The following is a 22379-nucleotide window of genomic DNA, read 5'->3' on the forward strand; positions in this document are numbered from 1 at the left end:
AGTAGTATTAACCGTAAATTAATTTGGTAACTATTTAGTAATATTCAACAAACCTAATGGTAACCTCGCAATAACGCAAACTTTACAAAGACACCATTACTTTGCAAAAAATTAAACAAACTATGAAACTTAAATTATTCATTTTAACGCTTTTTATCAGTACCCTTGCTTTTTCTCAAACTAAAGGTACTATTTCTGGAGTACTAACTGATAAGGATTCAAACAACGAAACGCTACCTTTTGCAAACGTATTATTAAAAGGAACACAAATAAATGGCACAACAGATATTGACGGTAAGTATTCACTTAGTGCTCCAGCAGGAAACTATACAGTACAGTATAGTTTTATTGGTTACGAATCAATAGAGGTTCCTGTCACAATAAAAAGTGGAGAAACAATAACACTAAGCAAAGCATTAGGGTCATCAAGCTATAAACTAGATGATGTAGTTATTACCACTAATGTAAACAAGCAAAAAGAAACTGCTTTATTATTAGAACAAAAGAATGCAGTTGAAATAAAACAAAGTATTGGTGCACAGGAGCTAGCAAGAAAAGGCGTAAGCGATGTTGCTTCTGCAGTGACGAAAGTAAGTGGTGTTTCTAAACAAGAAGGTTCAGGAAGTGTTTTTGTAAGAGGCTTAGGAGACCGTTATAATGTGACCACTTTAAACGGATTGCCTTTACCATCAAATAACCCAAAAAACAAGAACATACTTTTGGATATTTTCTCTACCGATATTGTTGAATCTGTAGGGATCAGCAAAACATTTGAATCACAAAATTATGCGGATTTTGGAGGAGCAAACGTGGATATTGTATCAAAGAAAATGACGGGTTCTCCATTCATTCAAATTGGTGTAGGTGTAGGTACGAACACAAACGTAGCTAAACTTGATAATTTCTACTTGCAAGATGGCCCTTCTTACTTTGGTTTCAATAAAATAAATGCTCCAAGCAATCCTTTACTACCATACAACTATAGCAATAGCTGGGACAGACAAGAAAGAAAAAACACTTTAAATAATAATATTTCTTTATCTGCTGGAAAAAAATTCAATGTAGGTGCAAATAGTAGTATTAGTACTTTCATAACTGCTGGATTTGATGCTGAAAACAAATACAACGAAGGAATCTATAGAACAACCATTACTGCTCAAGGTGCTGCCAATACTGATCTCTTTAGAAAATCGTATCAATTCAATACTAATTCTACCGTAATGGGTACCGCAGATTACAAAATCAATAGAAACAACTCTATTTTATTTACTACTTTATTTTTAAACTCTACTTCACAAGATTACAGTGAGTATGAAGGGTTTAATATTGAGTTCTCAGGATTAGACCAAATTGGTTTTATAAAACGCGGAACTTTCGATAAAACACAGTTAATTGTAAACCAATTGTTAGGTAAGCATAAATACAATGAAAGAATTACAGCAAATTGGAGTCTTGGATACAGCATATTGGACAACACTATTCCAGATCGTATGCAAAATACTTTTGTTCCTTCAAGTGATGGATCTACAGATTATACTTTTTTCAAAAACTCAAGTATCAACAATCACCGTTATTACCAAGGTTTAACTGAAAAAGAATGGTCAGCAAATATTTCAGGTTCGTATAACTTTGCTAAAACAAATGAAGACGAATTTAAAGGTAAAGCTACTCTTGGTTACTCAGGTAAAATGAAAACTGTTGATTTCAATTCACAACAATACTCCTTTTTTCCAGAAACTAATAAAACGCTTTTTCTAAAAGATGGATTTAACAATACTGATTTGTACTTAAATGACACCAACTTTGATTTAGCAAATGGCGACAGTTCTAGTAAACTTTCTCAGCTATATAATGGTCATTTAAATATCCATGCCGTTTACGGAAATGCACAATACAATTTTACTGATAGATTATCAGTGATTTTAGGAGGTAGATTTGAACAAATAGAGCAATATGTTTACTACATGAGTTTAGATGCACCAGACGGAACTGGTAATACTTACGCACCAGTGAAGTTTTTACCTAGCATAATCGCTAAATACAAATTAAATGATAAGCAAAATTTAAAATTTGCAGCGAGTAACACCTATACTTTACCACAATTTAAAGAGAAAGTAAAAATCCTTTTTCAAGAAGTAGGACAAAGTTATGAAGGTAACGATAAACTTTACGCTTCAACAAACTACAATGCTGATTTAAGTTGGGAATTATATCCTAGTAACGACGAAATTCTTTCGGTAACTGCTTTTGGTAAATTAATCCAAAACCCAATCAATGAAATGTACACCAATTCCTCTTCTGGAAACATTACTTGGGCAAACACAGGTGATAACGCAGTAGTAGCTGGAATTGAGTTAGAATTTAGAAAAAACATTTATGAAATCAGCGATGAGAATAATTTAAAAGAGAAATTAACTTTCGGGTTTAACGGATCATACATGTATCAAGATATGGATTTAAGTAATGCTAAAGTTTTAAATGAAAATGGGTTCGGCGCTAATTTTACTTATAAAAACTCAAAATTATCAGGAGCTGCCGACTTTTTAGCAAATGCAGATATGTCTTTTACAAAAGAATTTAAAAACGACAAAGACATTACCGCAACAGTAACTTATGCCTATGTTTCTGATAAATTAGCTGTAATAGGAACTTCAGAAAGAGGAAACTTAATAGACAAATCAATTGGTAGATTAGACTTTATTCTAAAATCTAGTTTAACTAAAAAACTAAACATAGGATTATCATATAAGAACATCTTAAATCCAGTTTATGAAAGATTCACTGATCAAAGCAACGCACCAGTAATTAAAACTGCTGATGTACTGGCGAGCTCCTACAAAATAGGATCTAACTTAAGTTTGTCTTTGAATTATAAGTTCTAGTATCAACTTTATACATCATCAAAAGAGGTAGTCGTTCATGAACGGCTACCTCTTTTGATGATGTATAAAACATGTAAATTTAATGTTAATTATATTGAAAACCTTAGAAGAATTCTTAACATCAAAGTAATAGTGGCTTAACGTGAAAAAAATAGTAAATATGTTTCTTTGTAGTGTTAAAAAACATAAACAAAATTAAAGACAAATGAAAAAATCAATTTTAGCAATTTTAACCGTAGTGACTATTGCATTTACAAGCTGTACTAGCGATAGCCCAGAAACAACTCCTTCAATTACTTTTGATTTAAAAGTAAACGACTTAAAAGGTGAGATTACAAATAACGAAACAGTAACTCTAGACGCAACACAAACATATACATTAACTGGAGGGTTAATCGTAAGATCTGGTGCTTCTTTAATTATTCCTGCTGGAACAACAATTAAATCTGATCCAACAGCTGATACAGAAATAGCTAAAACAATTTTCATCGCCGTAGAAAGAGGTGCTAAAATCTATGTGAACGGTACTGCTGCTAAACCAGTAGTTATGACATCAGGTAAAGCGGCTCCTACTGAAGGAAACTGGGGTGGATTGATTATCTGTGGTGATGCAAAAGTAAACACAGGAGACAATGGAACTTCTGAAGTAGGTGGATTATTATACGGAGGTAACAACAATGCGGATTCATCTGGAAAAATCAACTACCTGAAAATTTCTTACACTGGATCTAAATTTAGTGATAGTAAAGAATATAATGGAGTTTCATTCTTTGGAGTAGGTAGTGGTACTGAAGTATCAAATATCTATACTTTTGAAAGTGGTGATGATGCTGTTGAATTTTTTGGAGGTGCAGTAAATGCAACTAACCTTGTATTGATCAACTCTTATGATGATTCATTAGATTTCGCAGATGGATACATCGGAACAATCACAAACGTTTACATCAACGGTATTTCATTTGGTGGTGTTGAAGGATCAAACAACGGACAAAACGATATCGCTTTACCGATGACAGATGCAAAAATTTCTAACATATCAATTGTAAAAGGAACAGCTACAAAATTTACAGCTTCTGAGAAAGCAATCAACTTCAAAGAAGGTGGTGGAAAACAAACTTATACAAACCTATTTGTTGATGGTATTGCTACTTTTGCAAAATTAGATTCAGGTACAGGAGCTACAGCTAGAATCACTTTAGGCGAATTTAAAGTAAACGGTTTAAACTTTGTGACTGCAAACAATACTACTGCTGCTTATGTTACAACTCAAACTGGTGCTGGTGCTGGAGCAACTTTACCTTCTTGGGCAGATTGGACTAAATAATTAAAATACACTTATAATAATTAAAACACCCTTTTAAAGAAGGGTGTTTTTTTTATTTTGGTATAGTATTTGTTTTTTGTATATTTACTTTACAAAATCAAGCTAATGGCAAAAAATTACTTTTATATTACAATCTTACTGGTTTTTTTCTTTTCTATGAGTCTTAGTGCTCAAGAGACAAAGCAACAAACAAAACTACAAGAATCCTCCGTAATTGAAGGTTTGAACTTGTATCCTAACCCAGTGACTAACGGGAAGGTTAATATTTCCACAAAAAATGATTCCAATAAAGAAATAATGATTTTTGATCTTTTGGGTAAAAAAGTGCTTCAAACATCAATTAGCTCAAAAGAAGTAAATGTCTCAAGTCTCAACCCTGGTGTTTACATTATTAAGATTAATGAAGATAACGCAACCGCGACCAGAAAACTCATAGTGAGGTAAAAATAACTTAGAAAGCCCCAAATTTAATTGGGGCTTTCTTTCATTCAAATTGGAATGTCTTTTAATATCAAAAAGAGCTATTAAAATTTATACCTTTGCAAAAAAAATTCTTGATTACAGCTACTGATATATTTGCCATTTCGAGCCAAAAGCAATTTGAAAAAATAGCCTTAAAAGTATTTCGTTACCAACACGAAAACAACTTGGTCTACAGGGAATTTTGTGACCTCATGAAAGTGGAGCCTCAAAAAGTGAAAGCTATTCAACAGATTCCGTTTTTACCTATTCAGTTTTTTAAAAGCCATGCAGTGGTTTCTAACACCAATGCGATTCAAAATACATTTACCAGTAGCGGAACGACAGGAATGAGCACAAGTAAACACCTCGTAACAGATATTTCTATTTATGAAGAAAGTTACCGCAAAGGGTTTTCTCAGTTTTATGGAAACATAGAAGATTATGTAGTCTTAGCTTTACTGCCTTCTTACTTAGAAAGAGATGGATCATCGCTGATCTATATGGTCGAAGATCTGATTCAGCTATCCAATCATTCTGAAAGTGGCTTTTATTTGCATAATCACGACGAACTTATAAAAAAATTAACCGAATTAGACCAGTCCGGTCAAAATGTAATTCTAATCGGAGTTACTTTTGCCTTATTGGATCTAATCGAAAAGCATCAGTTTCAATTGCAAAACACTATCATCATGGAAACGGGTGGTATGAAAGGCAGAAGAAAAGAAATGATTCGAGAAGAATTGCATCAACAACTTTGCGAAGGCTTTGGCGTGACAGCGATTCATTCAGAATACGGAATGACTGAATTACTCTCTCAAGCCTATTCTTTAGGTGAAGGAGTGTTTGAGTGTCCTTCTTGGATACAAATTCTCGTTCGCGATACTGAAGATGCACTGACCTATATTCCGCAAGGAAAAACAGGCGGAATTAACGTAATCGATTTGGCCAACATTAACTCCTGTTCGTTTATTGCCACTCAGGATTTGGGTAAAAAAAATCCCAACAACTCTTTCGAGGTATTGGGACGTTTTGATAATTCTGATATTCGAGGTTGTAATTTGATGGTTTTGTAAAAGTTAATCATTAATTTGTTTAACCGAATTAAACAATCAAACCATTTTAATTATGCGAATCAGTACTTTATTTTTTTTATTTTTTTCAATTGGGTTATTAGCACAAAGTACGGAATTAGAAATAAAAATAGATTCGATATCCTCAATTGACGCCGATGCAAATCAAAGAAATTTCGTCATTCATTATCAAATCGAAAACAGAACAAATCATATTATTTCTTTTATTTTAAATCCAAATTCGATACGATCAAATACTACAAATTCTTTAGCTTCAATACCTTCTTACAGATTATACCAAGAAAATGTTGCTATTATCACTGACAACATATTTGATACCAAAAAAAAGGAAAAGTTACACCAAAAAATGATGCTTGAAGTAGTGTCAAACAGAAGCAAATTCAAAGAAAACTTAGATGCTGAACAAAAAAGAATAAAGACACAAACGAGTAAAAATATCATTAAAAATATTATCAAATTAAATCCACAAGAAATTAAAAGTTATACAATCAACTTAGAATGGGATAAAAATAGATACATACAATATGATGATAACGAATATTATATTGATGAAAAAACCACCCACTATATTGACTTACATATTGATTTATTCAAAGAAGAAATATACCAAAAACTACAGCCCGAAGATTTAAATATAATTTTAGAAGACAAAACCATTATAAAAGGCTGGTTGCAATCCAATAAAGTACCGATTAATTTTAACAATTAAGAATAATAAAAGCAAAAAAAATCCCAACAACTCTTTCGAGGTATTGGGACGTTTTGATAATTCTGATATTCGAGGTTGTAATTTGATGGTTTTGTAAAAGTTGATTCGGTTATTTGTTTAATCCGTTAACCGAATAAACAGTTAAACAATCCTCACAACAAAATAGTTTTTCTTTCCGCTTTGCAGCAATACAAACTGATCGTTGATTAAGTCTTTAGCTGAAAGAACAAAATCTTCGTTTACTTTCTCTTTATTAACCGAAATTGAATTTGCTGTCAAAGCACGTCGTGCTTCTCCATTCGATTTAAAAAACGCTGTTTTTTCATTCAAAAGAGCAATAACATCAATTCCAGACTCCATTTCTGCTCTAGCAATCTCTGCTTGAGGAACACCATCAAAAACTTCTAAGAAAGTAGCTTCATCTAGTTCTTTCAAATCATCGGCTGTAGCATTTCCAAAAAGAATATTAGACGCTTTGATTGCTTTTTCTAATTCTTCTTTCGAATGAACAAAAACCGTTAATTCTTCGGCCAATTTACGTTGTAACACTCTTAAATGTGGCGCTACTTTATGTTCTTCAATTAAGGCTTCAATAGTATCCTTATCTAAAAAAGTAAATATTTTTATATATTTTTCGGCATCAACATCGGTAGTATTCAACCAAAATTGGTAAAATTTATATACTGAAGTTTTATCGGCTGTTAACCAAACATTTCCACCTTCGGATTTACCAAATTTAGAACCATCCGCCTTTGTAATCAACGGACAAGTCATCGCGTATGCTTTTGCCTCTTCCCCTACATTCATGCGGCGTACTAACTCAGTTCCAGTAGTGATATTTCCCCACTGATCAGAACCTCCCATTTGTAACAAACAGTTATATTCTTTATGTAAATGGTAAAAATCGTATCCTTGAATTAATTGGTAAGTAAACTCAGTAAAAGACATTCCTTCTCCTTCACCTGCTAATCTTTTCTTTACAGAATCCTTAGCCATCATATAATTTACAGTGATACGTTTACCCACGTCACGTGCAAAGTTGATGAAGGATAACTCTTTCATCCAGTCGTAATTATTTACTAAAACTGGTGAATTAACTTCGTTTGAATTAAAATCTAAAAAACGAGATAACACTCCTTTAATTCCTTCTACGTTATGATTTAAAGTCTCTTCATCAAGAAGATCTCTTTCATCTGACTTCCCAGAAGGATCACCAATCATTCCTGTCGCACCGCCTACTAAAGCAATAGGCTTATGTCCAAAGTTTTTTAAGTGTACTAAAAGAACGATAGGAACTAAACTCCCAATATGTAAAGAATCAGATGTAGGATCAAACCCTATATAAGTAGTTGTCATTTCTTTTAAAAGTTGTTCTTCGGTTCCTGGCATAATGTCGTGAACCAATCCGCGCCACTGTAATTCGGAAATAATATTTTTCATTTTCTAAAAATCAATTTTCACAAAGATAGTTTTAATTGGATAATTTGAAAATCAAACGGTCTAAAAATCAAACAATCTAATTATCTTTACAAAATGATTTTAGTAACAGGAGGAACTGGTTTAGTAGGAGCGCATTTATTGCTGCATTTAATAGAATCCGAAAGTATCGGAGCTGGAAAAATACGGGCAATTTATCGAAATTCAGAAAAAATAAAAAAAACAGAATCTCTATTTCAGCTTTACAACAAATCGGCTTTATTTCAAGCTATAGAATGGGTTAAGGGGGACATTATTGACGTCCCAACATTAGAACATGCCTTTATAGGAGTTGATTACGTATACCATAGCGCAGCCTTAATTTCTTTTGATCCAAAAGACGAAGACGTATTGCGCAAAACTAATATTGAAGGAACTGCAAACATTGTGAATTTTTGCCTTGCCAAAGGAGTGAAAAAACTATGCTACATTAGTTCGACTGCAGCATTAGGCGATTTAACAACTACGGCAACAATTATTACAGAAGAAACAGAATGGAATCCAGAAAAGCCACATAGTGATTATGCTATTTCTAAATATGGTGCCGAAATGGAAATTTGGCGAGGCCAGCAAGAAGGCTTAGATGTTATAATTGTAAATCCGGGAGTTATTATTGGTCCAGGCTTTCAAGAGCAGGGAAGTGGTTTGCTTTTTAATGCAGTCGCAAAGGGATTACGGTATTATTGGCTTGGAAAAACTGGATTCGTGGCCGTTAGTGATGTAGTAACAATGGCGGTTCAATTGATGAAAAGCGAAATTAGAAACGAACGTTTTGTTTTAATTGGACAGAACTTATCCTTTAGAGACATCCTAAACACTATTGCTGACGCATTAAAGGTAAAAAGACCTTCTCGTCACATGAAACCATACTTAATGGAAATAGGTTGGAGAATAGATTGGATTTTAGCTAAGATTCTCAATAGAAAGAGAAAATTAACTCGAGCTACTGCTAAAGCTTCTTATTCTGAACATGACTATTCTAATGAAAAAATCAAAATGACATTAAAAACTGATTTTACAGACGTACATCAGTATATCAAGGAAATTTCAAGCTTATAAAATATGAAACTATTTAATTCGCGACATATCTTTTTTCTTTCTTCGGGCAATATCAAATTTCTTCAATTCTAAAGAATCATTTGCGATAGGGGCGACTTTGATTCTTTTTATAGAATCTGCTTTTATCTTTGCTTCCTTTTTCTCTTGCTTTTTTACCACTGAATCCAAGACAGTTTTTTTTGCTTCAATTCGTTTTATAATCTCGTCATACATCTCTTTGTAATCGGTATAAGTAGAGGCGTAATAAATATTGCTTTGTGCAAATTGTGCACTATCAATCTTATACTTTTTATAAATGTAATCAGGAGGATTTATTTTAAAACTATCTACAGAAGCCAAATTTTGATATTTCAAAGCGTCCAAAATCGACAAATCATACATTACATCAATCATCTTATCTCTAGCTATAAGATTGTCAGGCTTACTCACCACTTTTTCTTTGCAGCTAATAAACCCGACTAAAACGGTCAAAAGTAATAGTATCTTTTTCATCTATTTTGTCAATTAACGATCAAACAAGAGTCTTTTTCCTGCACGAACATTTTTTACTTTAAAGGCATTATAAACTAATTGCCCATTTACAAAAGTATGCGTAATTCTGGATTTAAATGTAAACCCTTCAAACGGTGACCATCCGCATTTAGCGAAGATATTCTCTTTCTTTACACTCCACGGCAAACCTGAATTTACAATCACTAAATCAGCATAATACCCTTCTTTAATAAAACCACGTTTTTCAATTTTAAAAATTTTGGCTGGATTATGACACATTTTTTCAACAATTTTCTCCACGCTAATTTTTCCTTGATGAAAAGCTTCAAACATTGCTACAACGGCATGTTGAACTAAAGGTCCACCAGAAGGAGCTTGTAAGTAAGGTAGTTTTTTCTCTTCTAATGTATGTGGTGCGTGGTCTGTTGCAATTACATCTATTCTACCATCTAATAAGGCTTCCCAAAGCACCTTTCGGTCATTTGCTGTTTTTACTGCTGGATTCCATTTTATAAGATTTCCTTTGGTAGCATAATCCTCATTGGTAAACCATAAATGATGTATACAAACCTCAGCGGTAATTTTCTTTTGTTCCAATGGAATTTTGTTAGTAAACAAATCCATTTCTTTAGCGGTCGAAAGGTGAAAAATATGTAAACGAGCACCTGTTTTTTTAGCCAGCGCAACTGCTTTTGAAGAGGAAATGTAACAAGCCTCTTCACTACGAATTAGGTGATGAACCGTTACAGGCACATCCTCGCCATATTCTGCCTTGTATTTTTCTAAATTGTTTTTTATGGTAGTTTCATCTTCACAATGAACCGCAATAAGCATAGGTGTACTAGAAAATATTTTTTCTAAAGTAGCTTCATTATCAACAAGCATATTACCCGTTGAAGAACCTAAAAATATTTTTATACCCGCAACATTTTTCGGATTTGTTTTTAGAACTTCCTCCAAATTATCATTAGTTGCCCCCATCATAAACGAATAATTGGCAAATGATTTCTCAGCAGCAAGCTGGTATTTTTCTTCTAAAATTTCTTGGGTAACCGCATTAGGAATCGTGTTCGGCTGCTCGATAAACGAGGTGATTCCTCCAGCAACTGCCGCTCTGGACTCCGACTCAATATCTCCTTTATAAGTAAGACCCGGCTCTCTAAAATGCACTTGGTCATCAATCGCACCCGGCATTAAATAATTTCCCTCTGCGTCAATGATGACACAATTTGATGATTTGGCACTGATGCTTTCTGAAACCTCAACAATTAAGTCATTTTCAATTAAAACATCGCCTTCAAAAATCACCCCTTCATTTACTATTTTGGCATTCTTAATTAAAACACTATTCATTGTACTTTTTCTTATAAACTATTAACTAATTTTTTTAATCGTAGAGCAATTACTCCAAAAACGGCTTCAACAATTATTGAATTACTCATTTTTGATTGTCCTTTTGTCCTGTCTGTAAAAATTATTGGCACTTCAACAATACTAAATTTTTTACAAAAGGTTCTGTATTTCATTTCAATCTGAAACGCATAACCAACAAATTTTATTTTATTGAGGTTGACACTTTCAAGCACTTCTCTTTTATAACATATGAAACCTGCTGTAGCATCATGAATTTTCATCCCCGTAATAATTCGAACATATACCGATGCAAAATAAGACATGAGTACTCTATTTAATGGCCAATTGACCACATTAACCCCTGTAACATATCGTGAACCAATCGCTAAATCAGCATTCCCAAAATGACAGGCATTGTATAATTTCTCCAAGTCATTCGGATTGTGAGAAAAATCAGCATCCATTTCGAAAATAAAATCATATTTATTCTCTAGTGCCCATTTAAAACCATGAACATAGGCTGTTCCCAATCCAGACTTCTTTTCTCTATTTTCTAAAAATAAACGACCACCAAATTCCGTTTGAAGCAATCTAACTCTATCTGCGGTATGATCCGGAGAATTGTCGTCAACAATAAGAATATGAAATGGTTTGTGTTGAGAAAGCACCGACCTGATTATGCTTTCGATATTTTCAATTTCGTTATAGGTAGGAATTATAACAATACAGTCGTTCATATTTCTTGTAATTTCACGGCAAAAGTAACGTTTTTATGGCATTTCATTCATAATAAAATTATAATAAAAAGATTGATCTAAAAAATTAGTAATTTTGTCGCGCTATGATCGAACACCTACTTCATCCAAGAATAACAGAAAGCAAAGATTGGGCAACTATTTTATTTGTTCTGGCATTTGCTATTATCGCATTTACTAAATCCATTTATGAAAATCGATTTGCCGATTTTATGAATTTGATATTTTCAGATAAATACTCAAAAGTATATCGTGACGGGAGTCATCTGAAAGGCACTTTTACCATTTCACTATTTTTTGTGCAAGTAATTTCCTTTGCCTTTTTCATTCAGCTTTCCTTAAGCTTTTTTGGGTACGGCTCAAAGACAGACCTGATACTTTACATTCAGATTATTACTGTTTTGATATTTTTCGTTTTATCGAAATATTTAATAGAAAAAATCATTGCTACAGCATTTAATATTGAGGAGTTTATGGAGCAATTTAACCTTCAAAAGGTTACTTACAGAACTTATATAGGCCTATTTATCCTACCTATCAACATTATATTGTTTTATTACGATACAATATCAAGAAATATTCCACTAATAATAATATCTATTGTATTGATAGTTAACATATTAGTATATTTTATTTCAATAAAAAGATATCAAAATCTAATATTCAGTAAGATGTTTTATTTTATTTTATATCTTTGCGCTCTCGAAATAGCCCCCTATTTTTTTATGTTTTTTATGTTTAAAAAAGGGGGCGCTTAGAAAACGTTAAAATATGAAAGTGAAAACAATTTTGGTGTCACAGCCCGAGCCTAAAGTAGAGAATTCTCCTTACTTTGAACTCCAACAGAAGCATAAAGTTAAAATTGATTTCAGACCTTTTATTCATATAGAAGGAGTTAATGCCAAAGAGATTAGACTTCAAAAAATCGACCTCAATCAGTATACTGCAATTATTTTGACTAGTAGAAATGCTGTAGATCATTTTTTCAGAGTGGCTGATGAAATGCGATTCAAAGTTCCCGAAGGTTTAAAATACTTCTGCCAATCAGAAGCAGTTGCCTTTTATTTACAAAAATACGTTGTTTACAGAAAACGTAAAATTTATGTAGGTCCTAAGGATTTTGTAGATTTATCTCCATTAATAAAAAAATACAAAGACGAGAAGTTTCTCTTACCAGCCTCAGATCAATTAAATGCTGACGCAACAATCACGCTTAATGGATTAAAAGTAGACTGGACTCCTGGTATTTTTTACAAAACAGTGATGAGCGATTTATCTGATTTAGCAGATGTATATTACGATGTATTAGCTTTCTTTAGTCCAACTGGAATTAAATCATTATTAAAAAACTTTCCGGACTTTAAACAGAACGATACTAGAATAGCCGTTTTTGGAAGTACTACTCAAAAAGAAGCTTTAGACAATGGCTTACGAATTGATATTTTGGCACCTTCTCCAAATGCACCTTCGATGACAATGGCCTTAGAAAAATATATTATTGAAGCTAATAAAGGAAAATAATTCTCGATTTAAATTCAAATAAAAATTACAAAAAACCATCTGGACAACAGATGGTTTTTTTATGCCCAATTCCCTCCTAAAGTAGAATCCTGTCAAACATTTAAAACCTACCTTTTGATGTGTCGTGTTTTCCTTAAGAGTTACAGTAAAAACTTAAGCACATTTCTAAATAAGGTAAAACACTGTATTATTAGTTGTTTTTGTTTAATTTTGGTTTTCAATTACAACTAGATACATCCATTTTAGTTCTCAAATAAAAGTTATGAAAATAAACTCCATGGTAGTGGAAATAGACGGAATCGATAAAGAAATTTTAAGATTCCTTATGGAAGACGCCCGAAAACCAATCCTTCAAATCGCCAACAAAATTGGAATTTCAGGAGCTGCAATTCATCAACGATTGAGAAAGCTAGAACAATCTGGCGTAATCTCAGGGTCAAAATTTGTAGTAAATCATAAAGTTCTCGGCTACAACACTATGGCTTTTGTTGGAGTATATCTTGACAAAGCAGCTCGAAACCTCGAAGCGGTTAAAGAACTGAAAAAAATCCCCGAAGTACTAGAGTGCCACTACACCACTGGAAATTGGTCTATTTTGATTAAAATCATCTGTAGAGACAATCAACATTTAATGAATCTACTGAATACCAAAATTCAAACAATTGAAGGCGTATCCAGAACAGAGACTTTCATCTCTTTAGACCAACAAATAGACAGACAGATACAGCTATAAAAAAACACGACAATTAAAAAGCCGTCTCATTCCTAAAAATGAGACGGCTTGTATACATAAAAGCAAATTAGCTACATACCTTAATCTCTTCGACTACCGCCACCCATATAAATGGAAACGTAATACAACAAAGTAGCAATAGAACCTAACGCAGCAACTACATAAGTTCTGGCAGCCCATTTTAAAGCATCCTTAGCTCCATCATGTTCTTGCGGTGTAAGCATTCTTTTATTCTCTAACCAAGCCAATGCACGATGGCTGGCATCGTATTCCACCGGCAAAGTTACTATTGAAAAAATAGTGGTTGCTGCAAACAGCACGATTCCGACAAGTAACAATTGCGGAAAACTATTCATTAATAAAATTCCACCTATCAAAATCCATTGCATGTACGAAGATGCCACGTTTACAAATGGAACCAGCTTAGAACGCATAGTTAACCATTGATAACCCACGGCATGTTGCACTGCGTGCCCACACTCGTGCGCCGCTACTGCAGCCGCAGCTGCATTGTGTTGATTGTACACTGCCTCACTTAGATTCACTGTCTTATTAACCGGATTGTAATGATCTGTCAATTGCCCCGCTACCGAAATCACACGCACATCGCGAATCCCATTATCAGCAAGCATCTTCTCGGCAATTTCAGCACCGCTCATTCCGTTTTGCAATTGCATTTTAGAATAATGTTCAAATTTACTCTTCAGTCTTGAACTTACTGCCCAGCTCGCCAGCATAATTGCACCAGCAAGAATTAAATAACTCATTCCCATATATTTGTTTTTTTGTTTATTTCTTTTTTACACTTACCAATTATAATGCAAATTCTGCACCAAATTTTAATAATGTCAATTTGACACTATAGAAATCAAACCCAAAAATAGAGAAATCCCAAATTTCAACATTACAGCCCGCACTATTTATCCAAAAAAAATCCAAACCCCAGCAATTGGAATTTGGATTTTTTACTATTGCATTTTTTAAGAAATTTAGCCAACCAAATTAATGATCTTACCAGGTACGATAATCACTTTATTTGGTGTTCTTCCTTCTAATTGTTTTATCGTTCTTTCATCTTTCATAATGATTTCTTCGATTTGATCTTTGGTTAAATCCAAAGGCAATTCGATAGTGAAACGCATTTTTCCATTAAAAGAAACTGGATATTCTTTACTACTTTCTATTAAATGTTTTGGTTCGAAAACAGGAAAAGGAACCGTCGCAATAGAACCTTTATTTCCTAATAACGACCATAACTCTTCGGCAATGTGTGGCGCATAAGGCGAAATCACAATTGCCAATGGTTCTAAAATAGCACGAGAATGACAGCCTTGAGTTGACAATTCATTCACACAAATCATAAATTGTGAAACCGAAGTGTTGAAAGAGAAATTCTCAATATCATCTGCCACTTTTTTAATGGTTTTATGTAATGTCTTCAAGTTGTCTTTTGTTGGTACCTCATCAGTAACAATCAAGTTATGTTCGTCAAAATACAAACGACATAGTTTTTTCAAGAAACCAAACACTCCCGAAATCCCTGCCGTATTCCAAGGTTTTGCTTGCTCTAGTGGCCCTAAGAACATTTCGTACAAACGTAAAGTATCTGCTCCGTATTCATTACAAATATCATCTGGAGTAACTACATTGTATTTCGATTTAGACATTTTTTCTACTTCACGACCCACAATGTACTTACCATTTTCATCACAAATGAATTCAGCATCTTTATAATCTTCTCTCCATTTTTTGAAAGCTTCAATATCCAATTCATCGGATGAATTTACCATTGAAACATCTGCATGAATTGGTTGAACATTTTGTCCGTCAATTTTATTTTTAGAAACAAAAGTATTTGTTCCTTCTAACCTATAAACAAAAGCACTAGTCCCCAAAATCATTCCCTGATTGATCAGTTTTTTGAATGGCTCTTCGGTAGGTGCAAAACCTTTGTCTTTTAAAAATTTATTCCAAAAACGAGAATATAATAAATGTCCCGTTGCATGTTCGTTTCCACCAATATATAAATCCACACTTTCCCAATATGCCAAAGCTTCTTTGCTAGCAAATTCGTTTTCATTCTTTGGATCCATATAACGCATCCAATAAAACGAACTTCCTGCCCAACCTGGCATCGTATTCAATTCTAAAGGAAAAATCGTTTTGTGATCTACTAAGTCAGTATTAACTACTTCATTTTTAGTTGTGTCCCAAGCCCAAACTTCTGCATTTCCTAAAGGTGGTAGTCCATCTTCCGTTGGTAAATATTTTTCTACTTCAGGAAGTACAATTGGTAAATATTTTACATCAATCATTTGCGGCAAGCCATTTACATAATACACCGGAAACGGTTCTCCCCAATATCTTTGGCGGGAGAAAACAGCATCACGCAAACGGTAATTTGTTTTTCCTTTTCCTTGATTTATTTTTTCTAAAGCTTCAATTGCCTTATACGTCCCCTCTTTATATCCTAATCCGTTTAAGAAATCAGAATCTACTAATTTGAAACCGTCTTTGGCTCCAAAAGCCGATTCAGAAATGTCTTTATCAAAAATATTTTTGATTGCCGGCATTCCGCTTTGTCCTTTAAAGAAATTAGCAAAAGCATAATCACGTTCATCACCACAAGGAACCGCCATAACAGCCCCTGTACCGTAACCAGCCAATACATAATCACCAATCCAAACTGGAATAGGTTCTCTTGTAAAAGGATGTTCAGCATAAGCTCCAGTAAAGACCCCTGAAATAGTTTTTACATCAGCCATACGTTCTCTTTCAGAACGTTTTGACGATGCTAAAATATACTCGTTTATTTTAGCTTGGTATTCTGGCGTTGTGATTTCCTGAACCAAAGGATGCTCTGGAGCTAAAGTCATAAATGTAACCCCGAATATGGTGTCAGGACGAGTGGTAAAAACTTCAATCTTCTTAATAACAGAAGCTACACCTTCACTTTCATCTAATTCTTGCGTGATCGCATCTAAAACTCCATCAATATTTCTTAGAATTTCTTCTTTATTGAAACGAATTATTTTAAACCCTTTTTCAATAATAACTTTCGCTCTTTCTACATTTGCAACTTCTTGAAAATCTAAAGTCTCTTCGTTAATTACAACAACCAGTTTTTTTGAAAGACAAACAAAATCAACGATATAATTACCTATTAAATATTGGTGTTTGAACTTATAATCTAATGCTTTTGACTTTAAACTTTGCCATAATTTTTGTTCAGTCACCGTTGAATCCCCTCTAAGTTCTAGTGCTTTTTCGAGCGAGAAACTATTGTTATTTTCGCTTTCAATACCTACTGACATAACTGGAAAACTAACCATCGCTCCAACACTCTTCCCTATCCAGTTTCGCTGACTTTCTTTAATGCTTTCGCTCCAGTCAATACCATTCAAACCTTGCAACAAGCGCTCTGCATAAGCAGAAATACGCATGCTCCATTGCGTCATTTTTTTACGAACTACAGTAAACCCACCACGTTCCGAAACTCCATTTACAATTTCATCATTTGCCAAAACCGTTCCTAAACCTGGACACCAGTTGACTTCCGTCTCTGCTAAATAGGTCAATCTGTATTGCAACAAAATTCTCTCTCGTTGCTCTTTTGCAAAAGCATTCCATTCTACCGCAGTAAAAGGAGTAATCTTGTCATCACAAACGGCATTAACATTTGCATTTCCTTCTTTTTCAAAAATAGCAAGCAAAGTTGAAATATCTTCGGCTTTATCGTTGTCTTTGTTGTACCAAGAATTAAATAACTGGATAAAAATCCATTGGGTATGCTTGTAATAATCTGGATTAGAAGTACGTACTTCCCTACTCCAATCGAATGAAAACCCAATTTTATCCAATTGCTTTCTATATCCAGCAATTTTATTTCCTTCTTTATCATAACCACCATCAATATTTACTGAAGTGGTATCTTCCGGACGTTGCCCAGTTTGAATGGCATATTGTTCAGCCGGTAATCCAAAACTGTCATAGCCCATAGGGTGCAAAACATTAAACCCTTGATGCCTTTTATATCTTGCATACACATCTGAAGCAATGTAACCCAGAGGATGCCCAACATGAAGCCCTGCCCCTGATGGGTAAGGAAACATATCTAACACATAATGTTTTGGTTTTTCAGAATTGTTTACAGCGGCAAAAGTTTGATTCTCTGCCCAATATTTTTGCCATTTGGCTTCTATCTCGTTCGGATTATATTTCATTCCCTTTTTATATTTTTATTTTAACGGAGTCATGCTGTCGCTAAAGCTCAAGTCATTCCCTTTTTATATTTTTATTTTAACGGAGTCATGCTGTCGCTAAAACTCAAGTCATTCCCTTTTTATATTTTTATTTTAATAGAGTCATGCTGTCGCAAAAGCTCGAGTCATTCCTTGTTCCTATTTTATGTTTTAATGGAACCGTGCTTTCGTGCGCTCAATTCATTATATACAGCTTGCAAAGTTGCAATGTGACAAAGTTTATCACGATGTGTATTTTAAGGTGGCAAATTTACGTTTATTGTACGAAAGTTGAAACTTTGGACGTTATTAACTTCAAATAAAGAAATTCTTTATTATTTTTACCCCATAATTAAAGTAAACTATGAGTTCTTCATTTGATAGGTTTCAAAAACGCAGGTTAATTTCCTCTTATTTTTCGGTTGTGCTAAGTGTATTCTTAGTACTATTCCTATTGGGAATATTAGGCCTTTTTATTATAAATTCTAAAAAACTGGCTGACGACTTTAAGGAAAAAATCGCCATGACAGTATTTTTCAAAAACGAAGCTAACGACAGTATTTTAAAAGCTTTTGGAAAAGAATCAAAAGTTGCACCCTACGCAAAATCTACCGTTTATGTAACTAAAGAGCAAGCTGCAAAACAACATACAGATATAATAGGCGAAGATTTTATGACGTTTCTAGGCGAAAATCCATTGCAAAACTCATTTGACATTCACTTAAAAGCAGATTACGTCGAAAAGGATTCTATAGCTAAAGTGGAGAAAAAACTGCGACTAAACCCTATGATTTCTGATATTGTTTACGACAAACAGTTAGTCAATTTAGTCAATGACAATATTAAAAAAGTGAGTATGTGGATTTTAATAATCAGCGGATTCCTGACTTTTATTGCCGTTTTACTGATTAACAGCTCTTTACGCCTTTCGATTCACTCCAACCGATTTATCATTAAAACCATGCAAATGGTAGGCGCAACAAAATCATTTATTAGAAAACCATTTGTCATGCGTAGTATCAAACTAGGTATGCTAGGCGCTGCTCTAGCCATTATTGCTTTGATTGGTGTATTAATTTACGTTGAAACTAGTTTTCCTGACCTAGGAATTCTTGACAACAAAGCTCCTATCGCAGGCGTATTATTGGCTGTCTTTGGAATTGGTGTTTTGATTACTTGGTTAAGTACTCATTTTGCAACCCAAAAATTCTTGAATTTGAGAACAGACGATTTGTATTAATTACCTACTCTTGACTCGAGCCCGAAAGTGCAAAAGCACCACAGAATTTCAGAATTAAAAAAACAAAAAAGTATCAATGAAAGATAACGACACAAAACAAGATTTTCTTTTTGGAAAAATAAATTACACCATTTTACTTATTGGTATTGGAGTAATTGCTCTCGGATTTATATTAATGTCTGGCGGAGGAAGTGATGACCCTAATGTATATAGCGATGCTATTTTTAATTTTAGAAGAATCCGTCTCGCTCCAACAACTGTTTTAATTGGTTTTGGAATTACAGTTTACGCCATATTAAAAAATCCAAAGAAAGCATAAATGAATACATTACAAGCGATCATCCTTGCTATTATTGAAGGAATTACTGAGTTTTTACCTGTTTCGTCCACTGGACATATGATTATTGCTTCTTCCTTTTTTGGGATTGCAAGTGATGATTTCACAAAACTTTTTACAATTGTAATTCAACTTGGAGCCATTCTCTCGGTTGTAGTTTTATATTTCAAACGTTTCTTTCAGACTTGGGACTTCTATTTTAAATTGTTCGTTGCCTTTATTCCTGCTGTAGTTTTAGGACTATTATTCAGCGATATGATAGATGAATTATTAGAAAGCCCTGTCACGGTTGCGGTTTCTCTTTTACTAGGTGGTATCGTTTTATTAAAAGTAGACGATTGGTTTAATCACTCAGAGGACACTAAAGTAACCTACCTAAAAGCATTTAAAATTGGTTTATACCAATGTCTAGCAATGGTTCCAGGAGTTTCTAGAAGTGGCGCAAGCATTGTGGGTGGAATGTCCCAAAAATTATCGCGTACATCAGCAGCTGAATTTTCATTTTTTCTTGCCGTTCCGACTATGTTTGGTGCAACAGCAAAAAAATGTTACGACTATTACAAAGATGGTTTCGTCTTGACACATGACCAAATAAACTTATTGATTATTGGTAACGTTATCGCTTTTATCGTGGCGCTTTTAGCCATTAAAAGTTTTATAGGATTTTTAAGTAAAAAAGGTTTTAAAGTTTTTGGTTATTACCGAATTGCTGCCGGAATCATTTTACTGATTATTCATTTTTTCATTCATCCCCTGACTATCATTTAATGACAGACGAAGACTACTTAAACGGACAAATTTTATTGATTGACAAGCCTTTGAATTGGACTTCCTTTCAGGCGGTAAATAAATTAAAATATGCGCTGATTAACAAACTGGGGCTTCCTAAAAAATTTAAAATTGGTCACGCGGGAACTTTAGATCCGCTAGCTACAGGATTACTTTTAGTATGCACTGGGAAATTCACAAAACGAATTACAGAACTTCAAGGTCAAGCCAAAGAATATACCGGAACTTTTTTCATTGGAGCCACCACTCCCTCTTATGACCTAGAAACTGAAATAGACGAGACATTCCCTACTTCACATATAGACGAGGCTTTAATTCATGAAACCGTGAAGCAATTCCTAGGGGAGATAGACCAAATACCACCTATTTACTCTGCTATAAAAAAAGAAGGCGTTAGACTATACGAGCATGCACGTGCAGGTAAAACGGTAGAAATCGCATCCCGAAAGACTACAATTCATGAATTTGTAATTACCAGAATTGCACTTCCTGAAATTGATTTCAGAGTGGTTTGCAGCAAAGGTACTTACATACGGTCTTTAGCTTTTGATTTTGGAAAGGCAATGAACTCAGGATCCCATTTAACAGCTTTGCGACGTACAAAAATTGGGGATTATGATGTGAAAGATGCTGTGGATGCTATTGCATTCGAAGATAATTTAGAATCGAAATAACCCTATTTTGAAGCTTCTAAAAACGTTATTGTTCATAGTTTTGTTTTCCGGGAGTCTTTTTGCCCAAGATAAAAAATTCACTTACGTTCAATTTGACGTCACTCTGGCTTTCACTGGAAACCCTAAAAGCGGAGAAGTTGACGAATACACAAACAAAAAAGAACCTTGGCTTATACCAGACGGTATTGGAACAAAATTAGGCTATGGCGTTCACTACAAAAAATGGGTTGGATTAGGAATTCATGGAGGATTAAACTGGGACTGGTCTAACAAATTAGTTGTCGCTCCTGTTTTTGCCAATTTTAGATTAAGTCCAAAAATAAGTGACGAAACCAGAATTACACTTCAGTTAGGCCTGGGGAAAGCAATTGCATTGGGTCGTGGTAACTTAACAGGTGACTATAAAAAAATTAGTCTTGGAATACAAAACGACGATGATATTTTACTATTTATCGAACTAAACCACTATGCATTCCCTATTAACAATCAAAGGGACTCAGGAAATATAAGTTTAGGGATTTCCTTAATCAGCTTCTAAAATAAGTTTATTCTAATTCCTTGTCCAAGTCTAGCATCATACCAATAATTTCTTCTTGGGATGACATTCCTTTATCATGTAAATACCACATTTGCAAATCAGCTTTAGCCGTATCATCAATGGCACCGTGCTCTTTTTTATAATTCTCAATTAAATCGATAGCGCCTTTAGGTCGCGGTCCCCAATGTGCTAATGCACCACCAGTTTCTTTATTAATGACAATAAGTTTTGGAATCGCTTTACCTTTATTAGTTAAAAACAGATTCATCAACTCTTCATTTTCATCACGCAAAACAATTCTCATCTCTATTTTCCCTTTAGAGGCTGCAACTAATTTATCAAAAACTGGAAGTAATTGTGCAGCATCACCACACCAACCTTCAGAAATGACCAACCAAATGTATTCGTTATTTAAGGACTCTAATTTCTGAGCACTCTCTTGAGGTACCTTTAACGTCTTGTCTAAACGATTCATACGAGTATCATTCAGATGACTGTAATTAGTTAAAGCAGGCGACTGCTCATTACCAGTAGATTTATCATCCTTCAATAAATCTGAAACTAATTTTCTGTATTCGAAATAGGAATGACTATGGAACAACGCTGTAGCAATCGATTTTTTCATGATTTGTCTTTATTTATGTAAAGTTAAAACAATTTACTAATTTTTAACATGACAAAAGTCACTTAAAAAGAAGCAAAG

General features: G+C 33.9%; 21 protein-coding genes. 14 read left to right on the forward strand and 7 right to left on the reverse strand.

Annotation, left to right across the window (positions count from 1 at the left end):
• The first annotated feature begins 122 nt into the window (after positions 1-122).
• From QO200_RS10010 to QO200_RS10030, 5 genes are all read left to right on the forward strand, one after another.
• Positions 123-2882, forward strand: a complete 2760-nt coding sequence (locus QO200_RS10010) for a TonB-dependent receptor domain-containing protein (protein ID WP_371539346.1) — start codon at positions 123-125, stop codon at positions 2880-2882.
• 205 nt (positions 2883-3087) lie between these two features.
• Entirely contained in the window at positions 3088-4206 is a 1119-nt protein-coding gene (locus QO200_RS10015) for a hypothetical protein (protein ID WP_371539348.1), read from the forward strand.
• A gap of 105 nt (positions 4207-4311) precedes the next feature.
• The gene (locus QO200_RS10020) at positions 4312-4650 is read left to right on the forward strand and encodes a T9SS type A sorting domain-containing protein (protein WP_371539350.1); all 339 of its coding nucleotides are present in this window, start codon (positions 4312-4314) and stop codon (positions 4648-4650) included.
• A gap of 110 nt (positions 4651-4760) precedes the next feature.
• On the forward strand, positions 4761-5741 hold the full coding sequence (locus tag QO200_RS10025) for an acyl transferase (protein ID WP_371539498.1): 981 nt from the start codon (positions 4761-4763) through the stop codon (positions 5739-5741).
• Positions 5742-5793: 52 nt separating this feature from the next.
• Complete coding sequence (locus tag QO200_RS10030; protein WP_371539353.1) at positions 5794-6468, forward strand: hypothetical protein; 675 nt, start codon at positions 5794-5796, stop codon at positions 6466-6468.
• A 141-nt stretch (positions 6469-6609) separates the two neighbouring features.
• Here the strand turns inward: QO200_RS10030 and tyrS are convergent, their stop codons facing one another.
• Positions 6610-7908, reverse strand: coding sequence for a tyrosine--tRNA ligase (gene tyrS / locus QO200_RS10035; RefSeq protein WP_371539354.1), 1299 nt, complete (start codon positions 7906-7908; stop codon positions 6610-6612).
• 93 nt (positions 7909-8001) lie between these two features.
• On the opposite strand from tyrS, the gene QO200_RS10040 reads away from it, so the two are divergent.
• Positions 8002-9003, forward strand: coding sequence for an NAD-dependent epimerase/dehydratase family protein (locus QO200_RS10040; protein WP_371539356.1), 1002 nt, complete (start codon positions 8002-8004; stop codon positions 9001-9003).
• A gap of 9 nt (positions 9004-9012) precedes the next feature.
• Here the strand turns inward: QO200_RS10040 and QO200_RS10045 are convergent, their stop codons facing one another.
• From QO200_RS10045 to QO200_RS10055, 3 genes are read right to left on the reverse strand one after another with little or no spacing between them, the layout of a single operon-like run.
• Entirely contained in the window at positions 9013-9495 is a 483-nt protein-coding gene (locus QO200_RS10045; protein ID WP_371539358.1) for a DUF4296 domain-containing protein, read from the reverse strand.
• A gap of 12 nt (positions 9496-9507) precedes the next feature.
• The gene (locus QO200_RS10050; protein WP_371539360.1) at positions 9508-10848 is read right to left on the reverse strand and encodes a dihydroorotase; all 1341 of its coding nucleotides are present in this window, start codon (positions 10846-10848) and stop codon (positions 9508-9510) included.
• Positions 10849-10859: 11 nt separating this feature from the next.
• Positions 10860-11585, reverse strand: a complete 726-nt coding sequence (locus QO200_RS10055; RefSeq protein ID WP_371539362.1) for a polyprenol monophosphomannose synthase — start codon at positions 11583-11585, stop codon at positions 10860-10862.
• 104 nt (positions 11586-11689) lie between these two features.
• Between QO200_RS10055 and QO200_RS10060 the strand changes: the two genes are divergently transcribed.
• The 3 genes from QO200_RS10060 (at position 11690) to QO200_RS10070 (ending at position 13857) form a co-directional block, all read left to right on the forward strand.
• On the forward strand, positions 11690-12361 hold the full coding sequence (locus QO200_RS10060) for a DUF4271 domain-containing protein (RefSeq protein ID WP_371539365.1): 672 nt from the start codon (positions 11690-11692) through the stop codon (positions 12359-12361).
• Positions 12362-12374: 13 nt separating this feature from the next.
• Positions 12375-13124, forward strand: a complete 750-nt coding sequence (locus QO200_RS10065) for a uroporphyrinogen-III synthase (protein ID WP_371539368.1) — start codon at positions 12375-12377, stop codon at positions 13122-13124.
• Positions 13125-13386: 262 nt separating this feature from the next.
• The gene (locus QO200_RS10070; protein ID WP_091090810.1) at positions 13387-13857 is read left to right on the forward strand and encodes an Lrp/AsnC family transcriptional regulator; all 471 of its coding nucleotides are present in this window, start codon (positions 13387-13389) and stop codon (positions 13855-13857) included.
• An 80-nt stretch (positions 13858-13937) separates the two neighbouring features.
• Here QO200_RS10070 and QO200_RS10075 read toward each other — a convergent pair whose 3' ends face one another.
• A complete protein-coding gene (locus QO200_RS10075) occupies positions 13938-14630 on the reverse strand; it encodes a zinc metallopeptidase (protein WP_371539371.1) in 693 nt (230 codons plus the stop codon).
• A 216-nt stretch (positions 14631-14846) separates the two neighbouring features.
• Positions 14847-18080, reverse strand: a complete 3234-nt coding sequence (locus QO200_RS10080; protein ID WP_371539374.1) for a leucine--tRNA ligase — start codon at positions 18078-18080, stop codon at positions 14847-14849.
• Positions 18081-18462: 382 nt separating this feature from the next.
• On the opposite strand from QO200_RS10080, the gene QO200_RS10085 reads away from it, so the two are divergent.
• The 5 genes from QO200_RS10085 (at position 18463) to QO200_RS10105 (ending at position 21676) form a co-directional block, all read left to right on the forward strand.
• Positions 18463-19338 carry a cell division protein FtsX gene (locus QO200_RS10085; protein WP_371539377.1) on the forward strand — a complete coding sequence of 292 codons (876 nt, stop codon included), beginning with the start codon at positions 18463-18465 and terminating at the stop codon, positions 19336-19338.
• A 76-nt stretch (positions 19339-19414) separates the two neighbouring features.
• Positions 19415-19657 (forward strand): DUF3098 domain-containing protein, encoded by a 243-nt coding sequence (locus tag QO200_RS10090; RefSeq protein WP_371539380.1) that lies wholly within the window; start codon positions 19415-19417, stop codon positions 19655-19657.
• Positions 19658-20443: an undecaprenyl-diphosphate phosphatase gene (locus QO200_RS10095; protein ID WP_371539383.1), complete on the forward strand. Its 786-nt coding sequence runs from the start codon at positions 19658-19660 to the stop codon at positions 20441-20443.
• The gene (gene truB / locus QO200_RS10100) at positions 20443-21138 is read left to right on the forward strand and encodes a tRNA pseudouridine(55) synthase TruB (RefSeq protein WP_371539387.1); all 696 of its coding nucleotides are present in this window, start codon (positions 20443-20445) and stop codon (positions 21136-21138) included. Before QO200_RS10095 ends, truB begins: the two co-directional genes overlap by 1 nt.
• A 7-nt stretch (positions 21139-21145) precedes the next feature.
• Positions 21146-21676: a hypothetical protein gene (locus QO200_RS10105; RefSeq protein ID WP_371539389.1), complete on the forward strand. Its 531-nt coding sequence runs from the start codon at positions 21146-21148 to the stop codon at positions 21674-21676.
• Positions 21677-21683: 7 nt separating this feature from the next.
• Here QO200_RS10105 and QO200_RS10110 read toward each other — a convergent pair whose 3' ends face one another.
• The gene (locus QO200_RS10110; RefSeq protein WP_371539392.1) at positions 21684-22301 is read right to left on the reverse strand and encodes a thioredoxin family protein; all 618 of its coding nucleotides are present in this window, start codon (positions 22299-22301) and stop codon (positions 21684-21686) included.
• Positions 22302-22379: the final 78 nt, after the last annotated feature.

This window comes from Flavobacterium sp. Arc3 (genome assembly GCF_041431375.1).
GTDB lineage: Bacteria > Bacteroidota > Bacteroidia > Flavobacteriales > Flavobacteriaceae > Flavobacterium.